At 69.1% G+C, this 22,140-nt stretch carries 20 protein-coding genes; 8 read left to right on the forward strand and 12 right to left on the reverse strand.

Annotation, left to right across the window (positions count from 1 at the left end; translation table 11 throughout):
• Window position 1 precedes the first annotated feature (1 nt).
• From NJ1_RS00210 to NJ1_RS00220, 3 genes are all read left to right on the forward strand, one after another.
• A complete protein-coding gene (locus NJ1_RS00210; protein ID WP_067685747.1) occupies window positions 2–2,692 on the forward strand; it encodes a DEAD/DEAH box helicase in 2,691 nt (896 codons plus the stop codon).
• Between the two features lie 129 nt (window positions 2,693–2,821).
• The gene (locus NJ1_RS00215) at window positions 2,822–3,583 is read left to right on the forward strand and encodes a DUF4333 domain-containing protein (protein ID WP_067685749.1); all 762 of its coding nucleotides are present in this window, start codon (window positions 2,822–2,824) and stop codon (window positions 3,581–3,583) included.
• Between the two features lie 76 nt (window positions 3,584–3,659).
• Window positions 3,660–4,109: a hypothetical protein gene (locus NJ1_RS00220; protein ID WP_067685751.1), complete on the forward strand. Its 450-nt coding sequence runs from the start codon at window positions 3,660–3,662 to the stop codon at window positions 4,107–4,109.
• Between the two features lie 6 nt (window positions 4,110–4,115).
• Here the strand turns inward: NJ1_RS00220 and NJ1_RS00225 are convergent, their stop codons facing one another.
• Window positions 4,116–5,102, reverse strand: coding sequence for a 5'-3' exonuclease (locus NJ1_RS00225; RefSeq protein WP_067685753.1), 987 nt, complete (start codon window positions 5,100–5,102; stop codon window positions 4,116–4,118).
• Window positions 5,103–5,226: 124 nt separating this feature from the next.
• Between NJ1_RS00225 and NJ1_RS00230 the strand changes: the two genes are divergently transcribed.
• Entirely contained in the window at window positions 5,227–6,354 is a 1,128-nt protein-coding gene (locus tag NJ1_RS00230) for a M24 family metallopeptidase (protein ID WP_067685755.1), read from the forward strand.
• Between the two features lie 76 nt (window positions 6,355–6,430).
• Here NJ1_RS00230 and NJ1_RS00235 read toward each other — a convergent pair whose 3' ends face one another.
• The 4 genes from NJ1_RS00235 to NJ1_RS00250 form a co-directional block, all read right to left on the reverse strand.
• Window positions 6,431–7,585 carry a serine hydrolase domain-containing protein gene (locus NJ1_RS00235; RefSeq protein ID WP_067685757.1) on the reverse strand — a complete coding sequence of 385 codons (1,155 nt, stop codon included), beginning with the start codon at window positions 7,583–7,585 and terminating at the stop codon, window positions 6,431–6,433.
• Between the two features lie 138 nt (window positions 7,586–7,723).
• Window positions 7,724–8,071 carry a hypothetical protein gene (locus NJ1_RS00240; RefSeq protein WP_067685759.1) on the reverse strand — a complete coding sequence of 116 codons (348 nt, stop codon included), beginning with the start codon at window positions 8,069–8,071 and terminating at the stop codon, window positions 7,724–7,726.
• The gene (locus NJ1_RS00245) at window positions 8,068–8,346 is read right to left on the reverse strand and encodes a hypothetical protein (protein ID WP_067685761.1); all 279 of its coding nucleotides are present in this window, start codon (window positions 8,344–8,346) and stop codon (window positions 8,068–8,070) included. The genes NJ1_RS00240 and NJ1_RS00245 overlap by 4 nt, the downstream gene beginning before the upstream one ends.
• A 64-nt stretch (window positions 8,347–8,410) precedes the next feature.
• The gene (locus tag NJ1_RS00250) at window positions 8,411–8,833 is read right to left on the reverse strand and encodes a PPOX class F420-dependent oxidoreductase (protein WP_067685763.1); all 423 of its coding nucleotides are present in this window, start codon (window positions 8,831–8,833) and stop codon (window positions 8,411–8,413) included.
• A gap of 44 nt (window positions 8,834–8,877) precedes the next feature.
• On the opposite strand from NJ1_RS00250, the gene dprE2 reads away from it, so the two are divergent.
• The 3 genes from dprE2 (at window position 8,878) to NJ1_RS00265 (ending at window position 13,489) form a co-directional block, all read left to right on the forward strand.
• Window positions 8,878–9,639, forward strand: coding sequence for a decaprenylphospho-beta-D-erythro-pentofuranosid-2-ulose 2-reductase (gene dprE2 / locus NJ1_RS00255; protein ID WP_067685765.1), 762 nt, complete (start codon window positions 8,878–8,880; stop codon window positions 9,637–9,639).
• A 208-nt stretch (window positions 9,640–9,847) separates the two neighbouring features.
• Entirely contained in the window at window positions 9,848–11,101 is a 1,254-nt protein-coding gene (locus NJ1_RS00260; protein WP_067685805.1) for a bifunctional cobalt-precorrin-7 (C(5))-methyltransferase/cobalt-precorrin-6B (C(15))-methyltransferase, read from the forward strand.
• Between the two features lie 318 nt (window positions 11,102–11,419).
• Complete coding sequence (locus NJ1_RS00265) at window positions 11,420–13,489, forward strand: neutral/alkaline ceramidase (RefSeq protein ID WP_157573657.1); 2,070 nt, start codon at window positions 11,420–11,422, stop codon at window positions 13,487–13,489.
• A gap of 13 nt (window positions 13,490–13,502) precedes the next feature.
• Here NJ1_RS00265 and NJ1_RS00270 read toward each other — a convergent pair whose 3' ends face one another.
• From NJ1_RS00270 to NJ1_RS00290, 5 genes are all read right to left on the reverse strand, one after another.
• Window positions 13,503–15,239, reverse strand: coding sequence for a cholesterol oxidase substrate-binding domain-containing protein (locus tag NJ1_RS00270; RefSeq protein WP_218025096.1), 1,737 nt, complete (start codon window positions 15,237–15,239; stop codon window positions 13,503–13,505).
• A gap of 238 nt (window positions 15,240–15,477) precedes the next feature.
• Window positions 15,478–16,029, reverse strand: coding sequence for a hypothetical protein (locus NJ1_RS00275; protein WP_067685769.1), 552 nt, complete (start codon window positions 16,027–16,029; stop codon window positions 15,478–15,480).
• The gene (locus tag NJ1_RS00280) at window positions 16,026–17,147 is read right to left on the reverse strand and encodes a hypothetical protein (RefSeq protein WP_067685771.1); all 1,122 of its coding nucleotides are present in this window, start codon (window positions 17,145–17,147) and stop codon (window positions 16,026–16,028) included. Before NJ1_RS00280 ends, NJ1_RS00275 begins: the two co-directional genes overlap by 4 nt.
• Before the next feature lie 44 nt (window positions 17,148–17,191).
• Window positions 17,192–17,599 (reverse strand): FixH family protein, encoded by a 408-nt coding sequence (locus NJ1_RS00285; RefSeq protein WP_067685773.1) that lies wholly within the window; start codon window positions 17,597–17,599, stop codon window positions 17,192–17,194.
• Window positions 17,596–19,086: a DUF8832 domain-containing protein gene (locus tag NJ1_RS00290; RefSeq protein WP_218025097.1), complete on the reverse strand. Its 1,491-nt coding sequence runs from the start codon at window positions 19,084–19,086 to the stop codon at window positions 17,596–17,598. The genes NJ1_RS00285 and NJ1_RS00290 overlap by 4 nt, the downstream gene beginning before the upstream one ends.
• A gap of 390 nt (window positions 19,087–19,476) precedes the next feature.
• Here NJ1_RS00290 and NJ1_RS00295 point away from each other — a divergent pair, with 390 nt between their 5' ends.
• Window positions 19,477–20,679, forward strand: a complete 1,203-nt coding sequence (locus NJ1_RS00295) for a DUF418 domain-containing protein (protein WP_067685775.1) — start codon at window positions 19,477–19,479, stop codon at window positions 20,677–20,679.
• A gap of 13 nt (window positions 20,680–20,692) precedes the next feature.
• Here the strand turns inward: NJ1_RS00295 and NJ1_RS00300 are convergent, their stop codons facing one another.
• Both NJ1_RS00300 and NJ1_RS00305 read right to left on the reverse strand, forming a co-directional pair.
• A complete protein-coding gene (locus NJ1_RS00300; RefSeq protein WP_067685777.1) occupies window positions 20,693–21,523 on the reverse strand; it encodes an alpha/beta fold hydrolase in 831 nt (276 codons plus the stop codon).
• Window positions 21,505–22,140 carry a TetR/AcrR family transcriptional regulator gene (locus NJ1_RS00305; RefSeq protein ID WP_067685779.1) on the reverse strand — a complete coding sequence of 212 codons (636 nt, stop codon included), beginning with the start codon at window positions 22,138–22,140 and terminating at the stop codon, window positions 21,505–21,507. Before NJ1_RS00305 ends, NJ1_RS00300 begins: the two co-directional genes overlap by 19 nt.

The following is a 22,140-nucleotide window of genomic DNA, read 5'->3' on the forward strand; positions in this document are numbered from 1 at the left end:
TGTGACATCAAGGTCGCTTACTGGCGAACTGGCGGCATTCTCCGCCGAGTTGAAATTCGAGCTCGATCCGTTCCAGCTGGAGTCGTGCGTGGCGCTCGAGGGCGGGCACAGTGTGCTCGTCTGCGCGCCCACCGGCGCCGGTAAAACCGTGGTCGGCGAGTTCGCGGTGCATCTGGCATTGGCCTCGGGCGGTAAATGCTTCTACACGACGCCCATCAAGGCGCTGTCGAACCAGAAGTTCGCCGACCTCACCGCCCGGTACGGGCGTGAGCGGGTCGGGCTGCTGACCGGGGATCAGTCGATCAACCCGAACGCCTCGGTCGTGGTGATGACCACCGAGGTGCTGCGGAACATGCTGTACGCGGGTTCCGATGCGCTGCACGGGCTTTCGTACGTGGTCATGGACGAGGTGCACTACCTCGCCGACCGGTTCCGCGGCGCGGTGTGGGAGGAGGTCATCCTGCATCTGCCGCCGGAGGTGCGCCTGGCGAGCCTCTCGGCCACGGTCAGCAACGCCGAGGAGTTCGGCGCGTGGATGGAGACCGTGCGCGGCGACACCGCGGTGATCGTGGACGAAGTGCGCCCGATTCCGCTCTCGCAGCACGTCATGGTCGGTCGGCGGATGTTCGATCTGTTCGATTCCAAGTCCAGCGATCAGCGGGTGGTCGTGGACCAGGACCTGGTGCGATATATCAAGCATCGCGAGACCCAGGATCGGATGGACGGCTTCGGCGTGCCGGGGCGGCGCGGCGGACCGCGCCGCAATTTCCGCCCGACCCCGCGCCCGGAGATGATCTCCCGGCTCGACGAGGCGGGCCTGCTGCCGGCCATCACCTTCATCTTCAGCCGGGCCGGCTGCGACGGCGCGCTCGCGCAGTGCGTGCGCTCGCGCCTGGATCTCTCGCGCGAGCAGGATCGCGCGCAGGTCGACGAGATCATCGAGCGGCACACCGGTGATCTGCCGCGCAGCGACCTCGAGGTGCTGGGCTACTGGGAATGGCGCGAGGCGCTGCACCGCGGGTTCGCGGCGCATCACGCCGGCATGCTGCCCGCGTTCCGGCACACCGTCGAGGATCTGTTCGTGCGCGGGCTGGTGCGAGCCGTATTCGCCACCGAGACACTGGCTCTGGGCATCAACATGCCCGCGCGCACGGTCGTGCTCGAACGGCTGGTGAAGTTCAACGGCGAGACCCACGCCGAGCTCACCCCGGGTGAGTACACCCAGCTCACCGGCCGAGCCGGGCGGCGCGGCATCGACGTCGAGGGTCACGCGGTGGTCATGTGGCAGCCCGAGGTGGACACCAGCGCGGTCGCCGGTCTGGCCTCCACGCGCACCTATCCGCTGCGCAGTTCGTTCCGGCCGGGCTACAACATGTCGATCAATCTCGTCGATCGAATGGGCGCGGTCGATTCGCGGGCACTGCTGGAGCGCTCCTTCGCCCAGTTCCAGGCGGACCGCTCGGTGGTGGGCCTGGTCCGCGGGATCGAGCGCAACGAATCCCAGCTGCGCAAGCTGCGCTCCCAGCTGGGTGACGACGATTTCCTCGAGTACTTCCAACTGCGCGAACGCATTCGGGAGCGGGAACGGAGTCTGGAGCGGCAGGGCCGTTCGGACCGCCGGTCCGAGGCGGTGGCCGCGCTGATCGCGCTGCGGCGCGGGGATGTGGTGGCGATCCCGTCGGGTCGCAGGCAGGGTTTGGCCGTCATCCTGGAACCCGATGCGACACCGGGTGATCCGCGTCCGCTGGTGCTCACCGAGGACAAGTGGGCCGGGCGGGTCTCCGCGGCTGACTTCCCGACGCCCGCGCACTCGCTGGGTCATCTGCGCCTGCCTCGGCACGTGGATCACCGCACCGCACGGGTGCGCAAGGATCTGGCGTCCTCGCTGCGCAACATCGGCATCACGCCGCCGGGCCGCGGACGGCGCGGACCGCGGGCCAAGGCCGCGGACGATCGCGAATTGCAGACGCTGCGTACCGCTTTGCGCAATCATCCCGCGCATGCGCGGCGGGATCGGGAACAGTTGGCGCGCGTCGGTGAACGCTACAACCGGGTGGAACGCGAAACCGAGTCCATGCGTGAGCAGGTGGCGGCGACCACCAACTCGCTGGCGCGGACCTTCGATCGGATTCTGGCGCTGCTGGCCGAGCGCGGCTATGTCGCCGACGGTGAGGTGACCGCGGACGGCCGTCGTCTGGCCCGCATCTACGCCGAAACCGATCTGGTGGTGGCCGAGAGTCTGCGTCAGGGGTTGTGGCGTGGACTGGGTCCGGCCGAACTGGCCGCGGCGGTGTCGATCCTGGTGTTCGAATCACGCCAGGAGGGCGGCTATCTCGGCGCGTCGGGGCCGACGGAGCCGATTCGCCGGGCGGTGGACGCCACCATCGGCGTGTGGGCGCAGTTGCGCACCGACGAATCGCGCCATCGGCTCCCACCCACCCGCGAACCGGACCTGGGTTTCCTGTCCGGCATGTACACCTGGGCGCGCGGCGACGACCTCGCCGATGCCCTGCTCGCCAGTGGTGATCGCGGAAACTCGCTGTCCGCGGGCGATTTCGTGCGCTGGTGCCGTCAGGTGATCGACCTGCTGGACCAGATTCACAACACCGCGGACGACACCGAGGTGGCTGCCACCGCGTCCAAGGCGGTCCGCGCGATCCGACGGGGTGTCGTGGCGGTGGACGCGGCATAGCAGAAGTGACTGTGCTTGTATTCAGTGAGCATGCTTTGATTCTTTGACACCGACCGCAGTGGGTTCACGAGCGTGCACCTGCTCGGGGGGCTAGCGTGTGTAGGACGGATTGCGAGTGGAGGCAAGCAAATGAGCGGCCCGTACGGACCGAACGACGCCCCTGGAGCAGGGGATGGGCGCAACGATCCGACGCAGCATTGGGGCGGCGGTCAGCCCGCGCCCGGCAGCGCCGATCCGACTCAGCAGTGGGGTGGGCAGCAGCCCGGCCAGCAGGCCGGCCAGTGGAACGACCCCACTCAGCAGCAACAGCCGCCGCAGCAGTGGGGGCAGAGCCAGCCGCAGCAGCCGCAGCAGAATTGGGGCCAGAGTCAGCCGCAGTGGCCGCAGCCGGGTCAGCCCCAGCCGGGCCAGCCGCAGCCGGGTCAGCCCGAATGGGGCCAGCAGCCGCAGACCGGTCAGCAGCCGTGGGGGCAGCAGAGCCAGCCGCAGTGGCAGCAGCCGGGTCAGACCGGTCCGCAGGACTGGAATCAGCAGGGCCAGCCGCAGCCGGGTCAGCCCTGGCCCGGGCAGCCGGCTCCCAAGAAGAAGACCGGCCTGATCATCGGTCTCGCGATCGGCGCGGTGGTCGTGATCGGCGCGATCATCGCCGGCGTGGTCTTCCTGACCGCCAAGGATCAACTGGACGACAAGTCGGTCGCGACCGGTGTCCAGAAGGTGCTCAAGGATTCCTACGGCATCGAGGATGTCCAGGACGTGAGCTGCCCGTCGGGCCAGAAGGTCGAGGTCGACAAGACCTTCGACTGCACCCTCAAGGTGGGTGGCGAGGCCAAGAAGGTCACCATCAAGATCACCAAGGATGACGGGACCTACGAGGTCGGTCGCCCCAGCTAGGCGACGTCCGCATCGAACATCGGATGGGCGTCCGCACACGGCGAGCGCCCGCTCCGTTCTCTTTTCGGGGGAAGCGATGTCGAAGAATACTGCCCGCCGGACGATCTGGGCTCTGGCGGCCACCACGCTGTTTCTCACCGCGGGCTGCTCGCAGTCCACCACCGGTGCGGCGGAATCGAATTCGGTGAAGCCCGCCACCACGACCGCCGCGTCCCCACCGGCGCCCGTCGTGAACGACTGTGTCGCGAACAATCCGGTCGTGAAGCCCGCCCGCATGCTGCTGGCCTGCGGCGACGGCGGCCTGAGCGTCCAGAACATCACCTGGACCAGTTGGGGCCCCGACACCGCCGAGGGCGACGGGACCCAGTTCCGCCGCGTCTGCGTGCCCAACTGCGCCTCCGGCTCGGAAAAACAAGCCCCGACGCACATCACGCTGCGCACGCTGGTCGGCAACTACTTCACCGAGGCCGCGATCACGGACCCGGAGGGCAAGCCCGAAACCTGGCCCGTCGGTCCGCGGCGCTGAGCGCCCTCAGCGCTTGGACATGGCCGACAGCAGCCGTTTGACCGGGCTTTCGGCGTTGTAGGCCACCGCGAGTTCGGCCAGCCGGTCCGGGTCCGCCGGGGTACGGGGGAGCACGTCGGAACCGGACAGGTCCACCTCGGCATCCTGGACGACCCGCACGACCGGAGCCGCGGCCTTCAGATAGTCCTCGGCGGCAACGAGTTTGGCGCGCATGCCCTTGGCCATATCGGAATCGGGATCGGCGGCGGCCGCGCGCAGCGCCTCGACCGAGCCGAACTTGCTGATCAGCTGGGCGGCGGATTTGTCGCCGATGCCCGCGACGCCGGGCAGGCCGTCGGAGGCGTCCCCGCGCAGAGCGGCCATATCGGCGTAGGCGGGGCCCGCGTTCTCTTCCGGCACACCGTATTTGGCGGACACCTCGGCCGGTCCCCAGAGTTCGGCCTTGGACAGACCGCGCCCGACGTAGAACACCTGCACGCGCGGCGCGGGGGTGTCGCGCACCAGCTGCAGCAGGTCGCGATCCCCGCTCACGACGATGACCTCGTCGGTGCACTCGCGAGTGGCGAGGGTGCCGATCACGTCGTCGGCCTCGAGCCCGACCGCGCCGGCGGTGGCGATTCCGGCCGCGGCGAGCACCTCCATGATCATGTCGACCTGCGGGGTGAGGGTGTCGGGCACCTCCTCGGCCTCGACCTCGGTGGCGGCCCGGTCGCCCGTGGGTGCGGCGTCGACGGTTTCCGCGACCCGGTGCGCCTTGTACGAGGGGATCAGATCGACCCGGAACTGCGGGCGCCAATCCAGATCCAGGCACACCACGAGCCGACTGGGGGAGTGCTGCTTGGTCAGCGCCGCGACCATGTCGGTGAAGCCGCGCAGCGCGTTCACCGGACGCCCGTCGGGCGCGGTGATCTTCTCCGGAATGGCGTAGAAGGCGCGGAACCAGAGACTGGCTCCGTCGAGCAGCAGCAGCGGACCGGCGGCAGGGGTGCTCATGACCCGTGACGGTACCGGGAACCGCCGACAGGATGTCGGATAGGCCCGCCGTCGAACCTGGCCGAGGGGGAATCCGGCCCGGTTCGGTGGAAGGCGATATGTCCGAACGGGTAGCGTCGGAGCAATGAGCTCTCATGACGAGTCACGGTTCGCGGCGGAGGTCTACGGGGCCCGGTTGGAGCGGGCGGCGGAGTTGGCGCGCACTTCGCATCTGGACGCGCTGCTCATCACTCCCGGCCCCGACCTGCGGTATCTCATCGGTTCCCGGGCGCAATCGTTCGAGCGGCTGACCTGCCTGGTGATCCCGGCGAGCGGTGAGACGCCCTCGGTGGTGATCCCGAAGATGGAGCTGGCCTCGCTGAAGGAGTCCGCGGCGGGCGAACTCGGTCTGGCCGTGCAGGATTGGGTCGACGGCGTCGATCCGTACCGGATCGTGAAGTCCGTGCTCAACGCCGGCGCGCGCACCGCCGTCGACGACGCAATGCCCGCCCTGCACCTGCTGCCCATCGCCGAGCAGTTCGGCACGGTGCCGGTCTCGGCCACCCCGGTGCTGCGCCAGTTGCGAATGTTCAAGGACGCCAGCGAGATCGACGCGCTGCGCCGAGCCGGAGCCGCCATCGACCGGGTGCACGCGCGCATGGGCGAGTGGTTGCGCGCCGGGCGCACCGAGGCCGAGGTGGCGGCCGACATCTCCGCCGCGATCATCGAAGAGGGCCACACCGCAGCGGCTTTCGTCATCGTGGGCAGCGGCCCGCACGGCGCGGACCCGCACCACGAGGTGTCCCAGCGTGTCATCCAGGACGGTGACGTGGTGGTCGTGGACATCGGCGGACCCGTCGAGCCCGGCTACTACTCCGATTCCACCCGCACCTACGTGCTGGGCGATCCGGACGAGGAGATCGCCGCGCAGTTCGCGGAACTCGAACGGGCACAAGCGGCTTCGGTCGCGGCCGTGCGTCCGGGCGTGACCGCGCAGTCCGTCGACGCGGCCGGTCGCGACGTGCTCACCGCCGCCGGGATCGGTCAGTACTTCGTGCACCGCACCGGCCACGGCATCGGCCTGTCCGTGCACGAGGAGCCGTACATCGTTGCGGGAAACGACCTGATTCTCGAGGCCGGTATGGCCTTCAGCATCGAACCCGGCGTGTACTTCCCCGGTTACTGGGGTGCGCGCATCGAGGACATCGTCGTGGTCACCGAGGACGGCTGCGAGTCCATGAACAAGCGCCCCCACGGCTTGACCCGGTTGTAGCGGAGTAGCCGGTCGCGCCGCTCGCACGGCCGCGTGCCGGAATCCGGTTCGCGCATCGCCTGATACCGCCGCAGAGTCATGCGCGCGTGAAAGTGGCCGTGTAGCTCCAGAAGTCCCGGATCCACGGATCCGGGACGGGGCTGTCCATGCCGACCTGGGTCAGCAGGATCGCGATCGATCCGGTGGAGGGCACGATGTGCGCGGAGGTTCCGGTGCCGCCGACCCAGCCGTAGCGGCCGGGGATGTTCCAGGGCTCGAGCGTGGCGATGTCGACCGATCCGCCGCATCCCCAGCCCTGGCCTTCCAGGAACAGCTCGCCCAAGGCGCGGCTCTCGGGTGTGGTGTGGTCGGTGGTCATCAGCGTCACCGACTCCGGCGACAGCACCGCACGCTGGTTCTCCGCGACTCCGTCCGCGAGCAGCATGCGCGCGAATCGCAGCCAGTCCCCGGCGGTTCCGGTCAGCCCGCCCGAGCCGAGTGGGAACGCCGGCGGGGTGCTCCACTGCCCGTCGGGTGCGTCGGCGAGTTCGAGACCGTGCTCGCCGTGCCGGTAGTAGCTGGTGAAGCGGTGCCGCTGGGCGGCGGGCACGGTGAAGGCGGTATCGACCATGCCCAGCGGTTCGAAGAGGCGCTCGGCCAGGAAATCCGGGAGCGAACTGCCCGAAGCGCGCGCGATCAGCACGCCCTGCACCGCGGAACAGGTGTCGTACAGCCAGGTCGTGCCCGGTTGTCCGAGCAGCGGAACCCGCCCGAGCGCGGCCATCCATTCGTCCGGCGGCGGGAAGCTCTGCGGTTCGCGGCCGTCCCGCTGGACCTCGAACAGCGGTTGCGCGGCGGGCAGCGTGAAATCGGAGGCGAACCCGAATCCGGCCTGGGAGGTGAGCAGATCGAACACCGTGATCGGGCGGTCGGCGGGGACGACATCGTCGATCGGGCCGGCGGGTGTGCGTACGACGAGTGGATTCGCGAGTTCGGGCAGCAGGTCGTCGACCGGGTCGTGGAGTCCGAGCCGGCCGTCCTGGACCAGCAGCAGCAGTGCCGCGGCGGTGATCGGCTTGGTGAGGGAGGCGATCCGGAAGATCGAATCGGGGGTCATCGGATGGGTGCCGTCGGAGTGTGCGGACCCGGCCGCGGCGATTTCGATCCGGTCGTGGTCCGCGACCAGCGCGACCGCACCCGGCAGCGCGCCGCTGTCGATGTGAGATTCCAGGACGTGCTGAAGCGCGGTCATACCCTCTACCTTCTCTCCGAGAATCGATTCGGGAGGGTAGACGGTGCGAGCGGCCGAAACTGATCAGGTCGTGCCGGTATCACCCGGTGAGGTGCGTCCGGGGTCCCGACCCGAGGCTCACTCGACGTTCGAGCGGTGTCAGGCGGTGCGGCGCAGGCCCGCGAGCATGCGCTTGATGTCGGCCGCGGAGACCGAGTAGTCCTGATCTTCCTCGGCGATGCCCTCGTCCACCCAGCTGCGGATGAGCGAGGCCAGATCGGTGCCGCGGTCGGCCGCGATCTCCTCGGCTCGGCGGCGCTGGCGCACGGTGAGCCGGACGGTGGTCACCACGAGGGTGTCGTCCGCGGTCTCGCGCACGGCGATTCGGGACGGCAGTACGGCGTCGGCGTCCAGGGTGTCGCCGAAGACCAGTTCTCCCGCGGCGGCGGCAGCGGCGAGGTCCTCCGCGTCCGCGAGCCCACGGAAGTCGTTGTCTTTCGTGCTCATTGGTTCGCCTCCCATTCTTCGAAAGCGGTCACCTGGTTGGCTGTCATCGGCGCGGCGTGCACGATCTGGTGATCGAACCCGCCCAGTGGTCGCAGGACCACCAGGATCGGTGTGCCGTCCAGGGTGCGCGTCCACACCGCCAGTCCGGGGGCACCCGTTTTGGTGGAGACCGACTGCACCCAGCGCCGTCGCGTATCGGAAAGCGCTCCGATCACCGCTTCAGCCGTCAAACCGTCATTCAGGTTGGTTGCCGATGACAACCATTCGTAACCCATTCTTAGAGAATACAGAGAGCATCTCCGCATGTCACCGCCCCGCCGCAATGTTCCCTCGACGGGGTCAGTGGGCGGTCGCGCTCGGCTTGAGGGTGCCGCTGCACAGCACTCGCCGCACGGTGATGGCGATGACCACGCGGGTCGGGTTCTCGCGCGGCTCGCGGTACCGGCCGGCGTAGCGGACCTCGGCCTCGGTGACCGAGACCGGGTCCTGAAGAATCGTGGCGGGCCCCTCGAGCGTGAGCCAGCGCGGGCCCTCGACCTGGCTGACGGCGGCGTATCCGGAGCGCCGCACGTTGGCGACCTTGACCGAACCCCCGTCGGTGATGATCCGGGCGATCCCCGCCTCGGCATCCCAGGTGAACCCGACCGCGACGACATGCGGGGTGCCGTCGGCGCGCAGAGTGGACAGCGTGGCGAGATGACGATCGGTCACGAATTGGGCCGCGGCGGGAGACAGCACGGGACTCGTCGAGGTACTCGGCATGATCTCGACGATAGCGATCGGGTGTGGATGGCAGACTGTCGGCCATGGCATTCGGATCGCGGGACGTCGATGCAGGCGTCGTGCTCTTGCTCGGCGGACGCAGTGAGATCGGACTCGAGGTGGCGCGCAGGCTCTCGCCCGGCCGGGTGGTGATCCTGGCCGCGCGCCGCAGCGAGGAACTGCGGGAACAGCGGCGAGAACTCGGGCAGGCTGGCGCCGCCGAGGTGCACTGCGTGGAATTCGACGCCGACGATCTGACGAGCCACGCCCCGTTACTGGACAAGATCATCGCCGAGCACGGGCGGATCGGCGTCGCGGTGCTGGCGTTCGGCATACTCGGGGATCAGGCTCTCGCGGAAGAGGATCCGGCGCACGCGGTCGCGGTGGTGCAGACCGACTTCGTGGCGCAGGTCAATGTGCTCACCACCCTGTCGAATCTCTTTCGCGCACAGGGCGATGGACAGATCGTGGTCTTCAGCTCCATCGCGGGCGTGCGTGTGCGGCGCGCCAACTACGTCTACGGCGCGGCCAAGGCCGGCCTGGACGGCTTCACCTCCGGATTGCAGGATGCCTTGCACGGCAGCGGAGTTCACCTGCTGCTGGTGCGTTCGGGCTTCGTCATCGGCCGCATGACCGCGGGCATGAAGCCCGCACCCCTGGCCAGCACCCCCGACCAGGTCGCCGACGGCGTGATCGCGGGCCTGTACCGCCGCGCCGAGATCGTCGTGGTGCCGCGCCGCCTGCGCCTGGTGTTCACCGCCATGCGCTACACCCCTCGCGCGATCTGGCGCAAAGCGCCGCGATGAACGAGCGTCGCGCAGCATCACTCCCGCGTTCCCACGGCGAGAAGCCCGGTGCGGGAACGCTCGTGGGCGGAACCGTCGCGTTGTGGGGCGAGCCGAACCGCGGGGTGATCGACGAGGTGAGGTGCGGAGCGCGCGGTGACTCGGCCTCGGTGGCGAGTGGCGGCGTGGTTCTCGCGACCTCGTGGTGTGGAACGGGACGGGGCAGGTGATGGCGCCGCAGCCGCACGAATACCGTTGGGCCGGGGCGCATCCGATCGCCGTGGTGGGGATCGGAGCGGACGGCTGGGACGGGTTGGGTGGTTCGGCGCGGCGCGAGATCGCGGCGGCGGAGGTGCTGTTCGGGTCCGATCGCCAACTCGCGCTGATTCCGGACGGCGCCGGTGCGGCTCACCGGGTGGTGTGGCCCTCGCCCCTGGTCCCGGCGCTGCCCGGACTGCTCGATGGTGCCGCTGGACGACGGCTGTGCGTGCTCGCCAGCGGTGATCCGATGTTCTTCGGGATCGGCGTGACCCTGACTCGCCTGGTGGGATCGGCTGCGCTGCGGGTGATTCCGCAGCCGTCGTCGGCCTCGCTGGCGTGCGCCCGGCTCGGGTGGGCGCTGGCCGAGACCCCCGTGGTGAGCGCGGTGGGCCGCCGCCTCGAGACGGTGCTGCCCGAACTGGCCGACAGGCGACGGATTCTGGTGCTCAGCTCCGACGAGCACACGCCGTCGCAACTGGCGGACCTGCTGGCCCGCAACGGTTTCGGCGCGTCCACGCTCACCGTGCTGGAACAACTCGGTGGCCCGGACGAGCGGATCGAGGTGGCGGTGGCGGCCGGATGGGACCGTCCGCCGGGCGATCCGCTGAACATCCTCGCCCTCGAATGCGTCGCGGATCCGCACGCCCCGAGGCTCACCCGGCTCCCCGGTCTGCCCGATGCCGTCTACGGCGGCGACGGTCAGCTCACCAAGTCCGAGGTTCGCACCCTCACCGTGGCCGCCCTCGCCCCCGCTCCGGGTGAATTGCTGTGGGACGTCGGCGGCGGCTCGGGCACCATCGCCATCGAATGGTGCCGCACCCAGTCCAGCTGCCGCGCAGTCACTTTCGAACGCCTCGAAAGTCGCCGCAAGCAGATCGCGGAGAACGCCGCGGCCCTGGGCGTTCCCCGGGTCGAGGTCCGTGCGGGCGCTCCCGAATCCTTCGGCGATCTTCCCGCCCCCGATGCGATCTTCCTCGGCGGCGGCCTCACCCAGGACGGCATGTTCGAGTCCTGCTGGCAGCGCCTGCGCCCGGGCGGTCGCCTGGTCGCGAACGCGGTGACCGCCGAATCGGAAGCCCTGCTCACCACCCTCGCCGCCCGCTACGGCGGCACCCAGCGCCGCGTCCAGATCTACCGCGCCGAACCTCTCGGCGGCTTCACCTCCTGGCGTCCGCAACTCCCGGTCACCCAGTGGTCGGTGATCAAGGGGGCAGCCGAGTAGAGATCGCGGGCGGTGGCTCGGGCCATGCCGAATCGACCGGGGTCGACCGAGTGACGCGATCTCTCACCGTGGAACTACCGGCAGGAAAGTGCGCCGGATCGTCGGCGCGGTTCGGTGGCATTTTCCCCGCGTGGCGCGCTGGTGTGCCGTAGGTTCCGGCGGTTGCGGCGCATACACTTCCGGCGAGTTTTGCCGCTCGGGTAGTCAAATGGTCAATTGACCAATACGCTTCGCTGATCACCGAACGCGTCCGCGAGCGCTCGAGCCGCTCGCGGCCGTCGCGGTCGACCCGGTGTCCAAGGATCGAAGGAGCATGTGGTGGCGTTTTCTCGGCGATCGATGCTGGTCGGCAGTGCGGGCGTGGCGCTGGCGGGAGGCGTCGCCGCGGCGGCATCGGCTGTGGCGCAACCGCTGCGGCGCGAGGCGGACGGACAGGACTACCTGGTCGGCGCGGGCATCGCCGACTGCACCGGCGCGGTCGCCGGTCAGGGCATGATGGGCTACTCCGAACTCGACCAGGTCGCCTCCGGACTGCTCATGCGCACCTGGGCGCGCGCCTACATCATCGTGGACCGGGTCACCGGCGATCGGGTCGCGTTCGTGACCGCCGATATCGCGTGCCTGTTCCAGTCCGTGCATCTGGCGGTGCTGGCGCGGCTGGCCCAGCGCTTCGGTGATCTGTACACCGAGCGCAACGTCAATCTCAACGCCACCCACAATCACAATTCCTGCGGCGGCACCGCGCGCGAATACGCGTACTCGCTGGCCGCCAGCGGTTTTCAGCAGAACTCGCACGATGCCGAGGTCGACGGCATCGTCAATGCCATTGCCGCCGCGCACGATCGGCTCGCTCCGGGCAGTCTCCTGTTGGGTCGCGGTGAACTGCACGACGCCAGCGCCAACCGCTCCCGGGTGGCATACGATCTGAACCCGCCCGAGGACAAGGCCGCCTTCCCGGACACCGCCATCGACCCGATGCTGACCGTGCTGCGACTTCGCCAGGGCGGCAAGGACATCGGCGCGATCACCTGGTTCGCCACCCACGGCACCTCGCTGACCGACCACAACACCCTCATCGCCGCGGACAACAAGGGCTACGCCAGCTACCGCTGGGAACACGACGAGATGGGCGTGCGCTACCTCGACGGTCAGCCCGGCTTCGTGGCGGCCTTCGCGCAGACCAACGCCGGTGACATGACGCCGAACCTGAACATCAGCCCCTGGTATCCGTCGGGGCCGACCGAGGACAACCGGCTCAACTGCTCTCTCATCGCCGAGCGCCAATTCCTGGCGGCGCGTACGGCTTTCGGCTCGGCGCAGGCCATGCGCAGCGGCGGCGTGGACGCGGTGGTGCACTACGTGAACATGGGCGATGTCGCCATCGACGGCGCGTACACCCCCGACGGCAAGCCCGCGCGCACCGCACCGGCCATGATGGGCGCCGCCGCCGCGGCCACCAGTTCCGAGGACAACTGGAAGACCCAGCTGCCGTTCCTGCAGGAGGGCGACACCAATCCCCTGGTGGCCGCCCTCGGCGGACTCGACGCGCCGATCGAGCAGTGGATGCGAGATGCGCAGTCGCCCAAGCTGATCGTCGCCCCGCTCGGCATCCTGCCGCCGCGACCGTGGGCGCCGCTGACCGTGGCGATCCAGATCATGCGCCTGGGAGATCTGGTGCTTGCCTCGGGACCGGCCGAATACACCATCGTGTCGGGTCTGCGGATCCGGCGCGTGGTCGCCCGCGCGCTCGGGGTGCCCGTGGAGAACGTACTGCTGCAGGGATACGCGAACGGCTACAACGGCTACGTCACCACGCCGGAAGAGTATGTCTCGCAACAGTACGAGGGCGGTGAGACCCTGTACGGCCGCTGGACGCTCTCGGCGTACATGCAGGAATTCGACCGCCTCGCCAAGGCGCTGGCCGCCCGCATCGACCTGGGTCGTGGACCCGCCCCGCTGGACTGGACCTCGGGTCTGCAGCCGAACCTGCTGGCCGGCGTCCCCGCCGACGTTCCCGCCGCCGGGCACGCCTTCGGGGACGTGATCACCGCGCCCGATGCGGCCTACGCGTCCGGCGCGACCGCGGCGGTGGAGTTCGCGGGTGCGCACCCGAACAACGATCTGCACACCGGCGGAACCTATTTCGAGGTGCAGCGCGCGTCGGGCTCGGCGTGGAGCCGGGTCTTCGACGACAACGACTGGTGCACCGAACTGCACTGGTCCCGCCCCGACGGTCAGGACGCCGCCTCGATCATCCGCATCCAGTGGACGATCCCCGAAGGCACTGCATCGGGTCGTTACCGCATCGAGTACACCGGTGACAGCCGCGACGCCGGGGGAGCGCTCTCGCGCTTCACGGGCACCTCCCCGGAGTTCACCGTCGGCTGATCCCGGCGGCCGGTCATCGGCGCAGCAGCGTGTCGAGGAAGTCGTTGGAGAAGACGCGGTGCGGGTCGTACCGCTCGAACAGGGACACCGCGGTGTCCCACGAGTTTCCGGCGGGCAGACCGTCTCGATACCGGGCGGGGACGACCTCCCCGACCACCACGGGATCGGCCCAGGCGGCGGTGTCGCTGTACCCCCAGCCCTTCGACCACTCCGGGCGCAACTCGGCATACTCGCCGGAGTAGTTGGCCAGCACCCACTTCTCGGTCTCGCGGTAGAAGCGATCGCTGTGGGGCGTTCCGGGAATGGTGAGAATGTCCAGCCAGATCGCCACATCCCAGTCGGCGTGATCGGTGCGCGGCCGAATGGCCGACAGCGTCGGGGCGACCGCGCCGTCGATGCCCACATCCTCGGGGTCGTCGAGGCCGGTCACCCGAATCTCCAAGGGCCCGTTCATCGGGTACGCGCCCTGGGCCGCGTAGCGCGCGAGGGAATCGCGGAAGTAGACGTAGAACTCGTTGACCACCCGCTGCACGTCGGCCCGCCGGGTGAGGATGGCGTATCCGTTGGCGGTGACCTTGAGCGTGGTGGGCCGCACGTACAGCAGCGTGTTCTTGGACCAGCCCCAGATATCGCGAGTCCCGGTGGCGTCCAAGCCCATATCGACCATGCTCAGATGCATCCGGCACAACGCCGGGGTGAGACCGTACCCTCCGGCGGCGACCTTGCCCATCAGATCGGTGATCGGATCGGGAATGGTGTCGCAGAACGGATAGTTGAAAGGCTGCTCGACGACGGCGGCCTCGGCGGGCCGCCGCGGCGCGACGTCCCATACCTTCAGCCAGGGCGTGTCGGTGAACGGGAACCAGATCGCCTCGGCGCGCCCGGACCGATCCAGCCATGCGGTCAGCGCGTTCTCACCCGCGGAATGCCGTGGTGCGAACAGTGTTTCGGCGTCGACATCGGTGTAGCTGCGGCAGCGGACTCGCGTATTCGTCCCCACCCGTAGCGTGACCTCGGTGACGAAGGTGCGTCCCAGATTGACCAGCAGGGGAGCGATGCCCGGATCGTCGCGTCGGAATGTGCGCAGTGCGTAGACTCCGAGCGACTCGTCCCACACCACAGCGGTCAACGACACGACCAGATTGCTGATCGACCCGAAAGTGTGTCCCGGCGTGCGGGTTTCGTCCTCGGCCGGAACCCCGGTGCCGTGTCCGCCGATGGCGAGCACACCGCCCAGCGAGATATCGCCGGGCGCGGGCGTCGCGGTGAAGCCGTACCCCGCGCGTTCCACGATCGTCATGAGCGTCTCCATGTGCACGCCGGTCTGCGCGGTCACCGCCGCGGGTTCGCCGGGGTGCACGCTGACGGCGGTGAGATACCGGGTGGTGTCGACCAGCAGCACCCGCCGGGACTCACCTGGTCGCGCCGTCAACGGCGACCAGTTGTGGCAGTTGCCGCGTGCGCGCAGTGTCCACCCGTTGGTTCGCGCCCAGTTAGCCAGATCGACGACCTGCTGCGGCATGGTCGGCGCACATGTCCACATCTGATCGATGCGCACCTCGCCCGACCAGTTCTCGTACGCCTGCCGATACGCCTCGAGGCCCGAAGGCAGTGCGGTCAGCGCACTCTCGGCGCGGGCGGCGGGCACCCGGAACGCGGGCGTCCACCCCAGCGCGGCAAAGGCCGCAGCCCCCGCCATTCCGCCGAGCACGGCCCGGCGACCTGGCAGTACACTGTTTCCGTCGATCACGATCTTCCCTTCTTCAGCCCACGCCGCAGTGCCCGCCCGAAAAGGGCGTGGACTGTCGGCGGGACCCCAACGCAGGCCATTCCGTCCCCGATCCGCCGAAGCAATGATTAGGGAAGCCTTACCTTATGACCATGTGGGGAGAAGAAGTTGCTGTCAGGTCACCATGGGCGACGAACGCCACAGCGCACCCGCCTCCGGTATGACGGCGGGTGCACGTGGATTCGCACGAGGCGTCGACTCAGGAGTGCGTCACGGCTTCACGCGTGTCCGGGCGGGTGCGCCGCCAGGCGTAGGTGAGGAAGACGATCAGGCCCAGCAGCGGAAGTGTGCTCAGCGCCCAGCTCAGACCGAGCGGTGGCCCGGGCTGCTCGAGAACCGTCAGGTTCCGCAGTTCGCCCTCGCCGCGCCCCTGTGGACCGTCGATGGTGAACCGGAACGTCCAGTCGCCCTGCTTGTCCAAGGATCGCACGTCCAAGCCCCAGACCTCCCGCATGCGGGGGTGCCGCGACAGCGCTTCGTTGCGCCGGACCTTGCCGTTCGGCTGGATCTGAGCGAGAGTGCCGGACTTGTCGTCGATCCCACCCTCGGCGTCGAAGGTGAAGTCCAGCGATTGCATTGCGCGCAAGGGCCATTCGCTGAATCCGACGGTCAGGTCGTACGGCCCCGCCTGCACGTGCTCGGTGTGCACGGTGTCCACGGGCTGGTAGGCAGCCGCCGTCCCGGCGCTGACTCCCAGCAGCCCGAGTACCGCGAGAACGGTTGCAGCGCACGACAGTAGACGCTTGATCATGCGCGAGCTCCCGAGGTGATCGCGGCCAGCCGCAACATGTCGCCGAAGCGCCGGCCGAGGAATCCGCCGAGCGCACCCAGGATCACCCCGGCGATGATCGTGTCGGTGACCGTGGCGCCGGGCGGCATGATCGAGCTGTAGATGATGACGTTCTGCACGGGGGCGAATCCGGCGATGATCGCCCCGCCGAGACCGCCGGCCAGTGTCGGCAGCAGCCATTCCGGTCCGATCCGCCGCCGCACCAGCAGGTCGATCACCAGGCCGACCGGGATCAGGCAGAACGGGATGAGCGCCGGAGTGGTCGGAATCCCCCGAAGGTGTTCGCGCACGGGCAGTCCCACGAAATCGGCGTAGGCGTGCGCGGCCCAGGGCGCGAACCACCAGAACACCCCCTGGATCACCGATGCGACGGCGGCCGTGATGGTCGCTCCGCCGCGCCGGAAGGCAGCGCCGGAGGCCAATAGCAGCACCGCCATGAACGCGGTCACCACCACGGTCCACCGGATGCTGCCGGAGCTGAGTCGCTGAACCGCCAGCGCGGTGACCGTGCTCGACGTCAGCAGATGCGCGAGGGAAACCAGCGCGCCGATATCGCCCCAGCGTTGTCCGCGCGCGGCGGCGAACACGATGACCGTGCCGACGGAGATGACGGTGCTGGACAGGAACAGCCCGATATGCGGCGGTGAGTCGATCACCGCGTCGAAGCCGTACAGGCTGTGCCACCACAGATCCCACAGCCCGTACAGCAGGAACGAGGCCGCGCCCAGCGCCGAGACCAGGTATCCGAGCGGTGCGGTGAACGCCCGGCCGAAGACCCCGATACCGGGTCCGCCGAGTTCCCGGTCCACGGTGCGGCCCGCGCGCCCGGCCGCCGAGGTGAGGAGAATGACCGCGAGACTGGTGAATCCGGCGACGGCGGCACTGGCGTAGATGAACAGGTGCGGCAGTGTGAAGAAGGTGTCCGGCCCGACATCGGCATGCCACTGGATATCCCAGGTGGAGCCGACCGCGAAGGTGAGGCTCGCGGCGAACAGGATCGAGGCGGGCAGCCAGGGTCTGACGGTGAGCGGTGCGGTGGCGGTCGCGGTCCGGCCGCGGCCACCGGCGGTGAGGTCCATGGGGTCGTGTTTCCTTGTCTCCCGGTGTGAGTGGTGCTCTGGACTCAGTTGACGCGCACCGCGAAGGTGGCGCGTCCCGTCCCCGCCGATCCTGAGAGGTTCACCGCGATCTCCCATTGCCCCGGCATGGGCAGGTTCACGGTGGCGCGATAGTGCCCGGGGGCGTCGGTCGTCGCGACGCTCGGTGGCAGCGCGTGCCCCATCTGCGGCATGGCGGGTTCCACCGACACCTTCTCCGGTGCGACGGGACTGCCGCCCTGATCGGTGATGTCGAGTTCGACGGTGTTGTCCCCGGTGCGCGGGCTGCCGCCGGGCACCCTCAGATCGACGAGATACGGTCCGGCTGCCATGTGCTGGGCCGCTTTTCCGTCATCGCCGGGCCACACCCACCAGGCGAGCAGCGCCGCGATCAGCACGACGGCGGCCGCGAGCAGTCCCCGGCGCGCGGTCATCGCGGCGCCGCCGCTCGGACGTCGAGCGTGGCGGGCAGGGTCAGCACGGTGTACCCGCGTTCGGCCTGCGCCCACACCAGATAGCGGCCCGGCAGCGGAAAGGTGAAGGTGAAGGCGATATCCGGTCCATAGGCGGCGACCGTTTCGTCGGGTGCCTGCGCGCCGACCGCACGCGCGGGCAGCATGGCGTGCGCGTGCGCCCAGACGGGCGCGGTCGAGGCAGCGGTGCCGGTCGGAGCGGTGTCGGGCAGCGGCCCGACCGCGATCAGATGACCGAGCATCCCGAGCCACGGTTGCAGATCGGCGGCGCCGCCGAATTGTGCCGTGAGCGTTCCCGGTTCGCCCGCGACGAGGTCGGCGGCATTCAGTGTCCCCGCGGCCGGGGCGCCCTGCGCGGGGCCCGGCGGTTGATCCGCGGTCAGGACGCCGCTCGGCAACGCGGCGGAACTGCCCGGGGCAGAGACGTTCTCGGCCGTGACACGCAACGAGGATCGCAGCAATTGCACCCCACCACCGCGCCGCGCCAACTCGGCCGCGACGGCGTACTCCCCGGATTGATTCAGGTCCAACCGGATTCGATACTCGCCCGGCGCGGTCCGGATCGGATGGCGATGCCAGAACGTCCCGGACGGCCCGACGATCATCAGGTGTACCAGTGCGTCGTCATTGACCAGCAGATCATCCACGGGCCGCCCGGTCGCCGAATCGGTCAGCGACAACCGGAGCTCGGTGCCGGTGCCCGACCGTTCCGCGGACACGGCCAGATTCGCCGGCGGTCGTGAGTAATTCGTGGTCAACGGCAGACCCAGTTCGGGATACGGATCGCCGACATTGCCGGAGGTGGGATCGAGCAGACTGCCCGCCGGTCGCGGCTGCGGAGCCTTGGACGACAGTGTCGCCCCGGTGACCCCCACCGTCAGCGCCGCGATCATCGCGGCCACCGGGATGAGCGCGGGCCAGCTCCGCCGTGAGATCAGCGCGGTCGCCAGCGCCGCCAGCAGCAGTCCGCCCGCGGCGAAGAATCCGCCGTACGCCGCGCGCTCCCACGGTGTGACGACCTGCGCCGCAACCAGAAACGGAATGCGCGCCGTCCGTTCACCATCGGACACGCTCAGTTCCCAGGGGCCCGCGTGCTCGACCCGCAATGTCGCCGGATACGGTCCGGCGCGATCGGTGAGCTGCACGGTGGTCGACGAACTCGCCGCCGCGCGATCGGTGGGCGCGACACCGAGGGTGAGAGTGCCTACCGCCGAACCACTGTGGGTCACCACATCCACTCGCAGCGGCCCCGGCACCGGTTGCGCGCGATGCACGATCAGCGTCAACTCCCGATCACCGAGCGACTGGGCCACCATGAGATCGGCCCCACCGACCACCCCGTCGCCCAGCGCCGTCGGTGCGCCCGCGACCACCGTGACAAGGCACGCCAGCACCACTCCCAGCGCACGGAACACGACCGGCAGGCGAACGGTCAACGGGGGCAGCACGTTACCGACGCTACCGAACCTTCACCGCCCGCGAATCCCACCTGCGGGGGATACCGGTGCGGGATTCTCCGGGGTAGACCGTGATGCCCACCATCCGGGCGTCGCCCGGCGGCACACCGACATCCTCGCCAGGAGGAGCAGGAGGAGCAGGAGGAGCGCGGTACCCGGTGGTTTTCGCAGCGGGTCCGACGCGGCGCGAATCACGTGGATCGCACCCTGTCCGGTGTGCGCGCGTGTGAGGCCCGGCCGAGCCCGCCTACGGACTGTGGCGCGGGAAGTCAATACGGCGCAGGTCGATCAGTCGGATCGTTCTCGTGGAGGATTCACCCCGGACCGGATAGGGCTCCCGGCCGATGCGCGGCACCCACCGAGCGCCGTAATTTTTCCGGTATGTCGGATCAGGTGGAGTCGCGACCGGTAGTGGCCGGACGGCGAATCGGAGAAGTTGACAGTCTGCGCGGGTTCGCGCTTTTCGGAATCCTGGTCACCAATGTCCTAGTGGCGACGATGCTCTTCTCCTTCACCGGCGACGATCCGCACCCGAGCTTCGACGGGGGTATCGATCGATTCGTCTACGCGCTGATGGACGCGTTCTTCCTCGGCAAGTTCTACCTGCTGTTCGCGTTCCTGTTCGGCTACTCCTTCACCCTTCAGATCGCCGCGGCACAGCGCGCCGGGGTCGGTCCCCTCCCGCGCCTGTTCCGCCGGTGCGGTGCACTGTTCCTGATCGGCCTGGCGCACGTGCTGTTCCTGTGGCTCGGTGACATCCTGACCCTCTACGCCGTGCTGTGCCTGTGGCTGATCCTGTTGCGCCGCATCCGGCCTCGCACCGCCCTCATCGCGGGCGTGGCCATGTACTTCCTGTTCGCCCTGGTGGTCTTCCTGCCCGGCGGCGACGGCGGCATCGCCGGGCTGGGTGATCTCTTCGATCTGCGGGAACTGCACACCGCCTACACCGGCGGCTTCCTGGACACGTTCCGCATTCAGCTGGAGACCGGCCCGAAGTTCATGCTCTTCACCTGGTTCGCCCAGGGCATGCCCGCGCTTGGCATGTTCCTGATCGGCACGGCCGCGGGCAAGTGGAAGTTGTTCGAGAACGACGCCCTGCTCGAGTGCTGGATCCCGCGAGCGATGATCCTGGGATCGGTCGTGGGTCTCCCGTTCTCGCTCGCGACCCTGTTCTTCCAGACGAAGAACGGTGAGATGTCCACCTTCTGGTACGGCATGCAGGAACTGGCGAACCCCTTCATGACCCTCGCTTACGTCGCGGCAATCCTCTGGGTGGCGCGCTCGCGCTGGTCGTGGGTCACCACCGGTGCGGCCCCGGCGGGCCGCATGGCCGCCAGCAACTACATCGGGCAATCGGTGGTCCTGATGCTCGTCTACACCGGCTACGGTCTGGCGCTGGCCGACCGCATCCCCCCGGCCGCCGTCCTGGGCATCGCGCTGCTGACCTACGCAGCCCAATTGGCGATCAGCGCATGGTGGTTGCGCCGCTACGCCTACGGCCCGGTCGAATGGCTCCTGCGCGCCGCCACCTACCGATCCATCCCGATGTGGAGCAAAACCCCTCTCCTGCAACCGAAAGCGTGAGCCGCGCGCATCGTCACGCCGGAGGCTCGAGCAGCCGGGTGATCAGCAGCCGGGTGAATTCGGCGGGCTCGTCGGTGAAACCGCTGTGACCGCCGGGGAATTCGACGGCCGAGATGCCGAGCCGCCCGGCCAGTTCCCGGGCGGGGCGCGCGGGAAGGTGAGCGCCGGTCTCGGCGCCCACCGCCAGGACCAGGCGATCCCTCACGCGGGACAGGGCATCCACGTCGGGGGAGTACGAAGTGAATTGGCGCAGTTCGTGTTCCATCATGACGGGTGCGTTGGCTCGTAGACGTTCGAGCATGTCCGCGGCGCGCGGTGGGAGACCGGCGGGATCGGGCATCGGCTTCAGCGTGCCGCCGATACCTTCCAGGAAGCGCGCTCCCGCGGCTCCCAGCCCTTCGGTGCGGAACAGGGTATGGACCTCCTCGACGAAGGCTCGCTGCGCCGCGGCGTCGGGAAGGATTGCGAAACACGGGGGTTCGTGCGCGACCACTCGGTGGACGTGCTCGGGATGGCGACCGAGGAGATCGAGGCCGACGATCGCCCCGGAGCTGCCGCCGAACACATAGGCGGGCTCATCGGTGAGGTGTGCGATGAGACGGAACGCGTCCTCGCTCTGGGTCTGCACGCGCTGATCGCGGGGGTGACCTTCGTCGATGACGCTGTGGGAGTAGCCGCGCGGGTCGAGGGTGGCGACCGTGAAGCGTTCGGCCAGCGGATCGGCAATGGCGTCGAAGACGGCCGCGTCACCGCCACCGCCGGGAAGCAGCAGGAGCAGGGGGCCGGTGCCGCGGACCTCGTGATAGAGCGTCGCGCCGGGAACTCTCAGGGTGTCGGACTGCATGGCGTGGTTCCTTGTTCGTCGAGCACGGTGGTGTGGGTGTCCTCGGTGGCGCTCGGCCACTGCTGCAGGGTCAGGTGCAGCGCGTCCAGGATGTGAGCCCAGGAGGCGTCGGGGGAGCGGCCGTGCGCGAAGCCGCCGCTCGTCTCGAGGGTGGCGAATCCGTGAAAAGTGCTGCGCAGCAAGCGGCCCGCGTCGATCAGGTCGTCGTCGGCGAGGTCGTAGCCGTGCAGGATCGCGACCGTGAGCTCGACGCTGCGAATGTGGCCGGCGGCCTGTGCGACCTCGGCGGGGTCGAGGCGACTCTGGGTGGCGGCGTACCGGCCGGGGTGCCGGCGTGCGTAGTCGCGATAGGCCCCGGCGAACGCGACGAGCGCGTCCTTTCCCGCTCGGCCCGCGACCGCCGCGGCGATGCCGTCGGTCATCTCCCCGGCGGCCAGGACGGCGACCCGGGTGCGCAGGTCCTGCAGATTGCGCACGTGCGAATACAGGCTCGGATCCTTGACGCCGAACGTCTTCGCGACGGCCGCGATGGTCATGTTGTCGAAACCGATGTCGTCGGCGAGTTCGGCGGCGGCGATGGTGATGCGCTCGGCGTTCAGGCCCGCTCGGGGGGACAT

This window comes from Nocardia jejuensis NBRC 103114 (assembly GCF_001613145.1).
Classification (GTDB): domain Bacteria; phylum Actinomycetota; class Actinomycetes; order Mycobacteriales; family Mycobacteriaceae; genus Nocardia; species Nocardia jejuensis.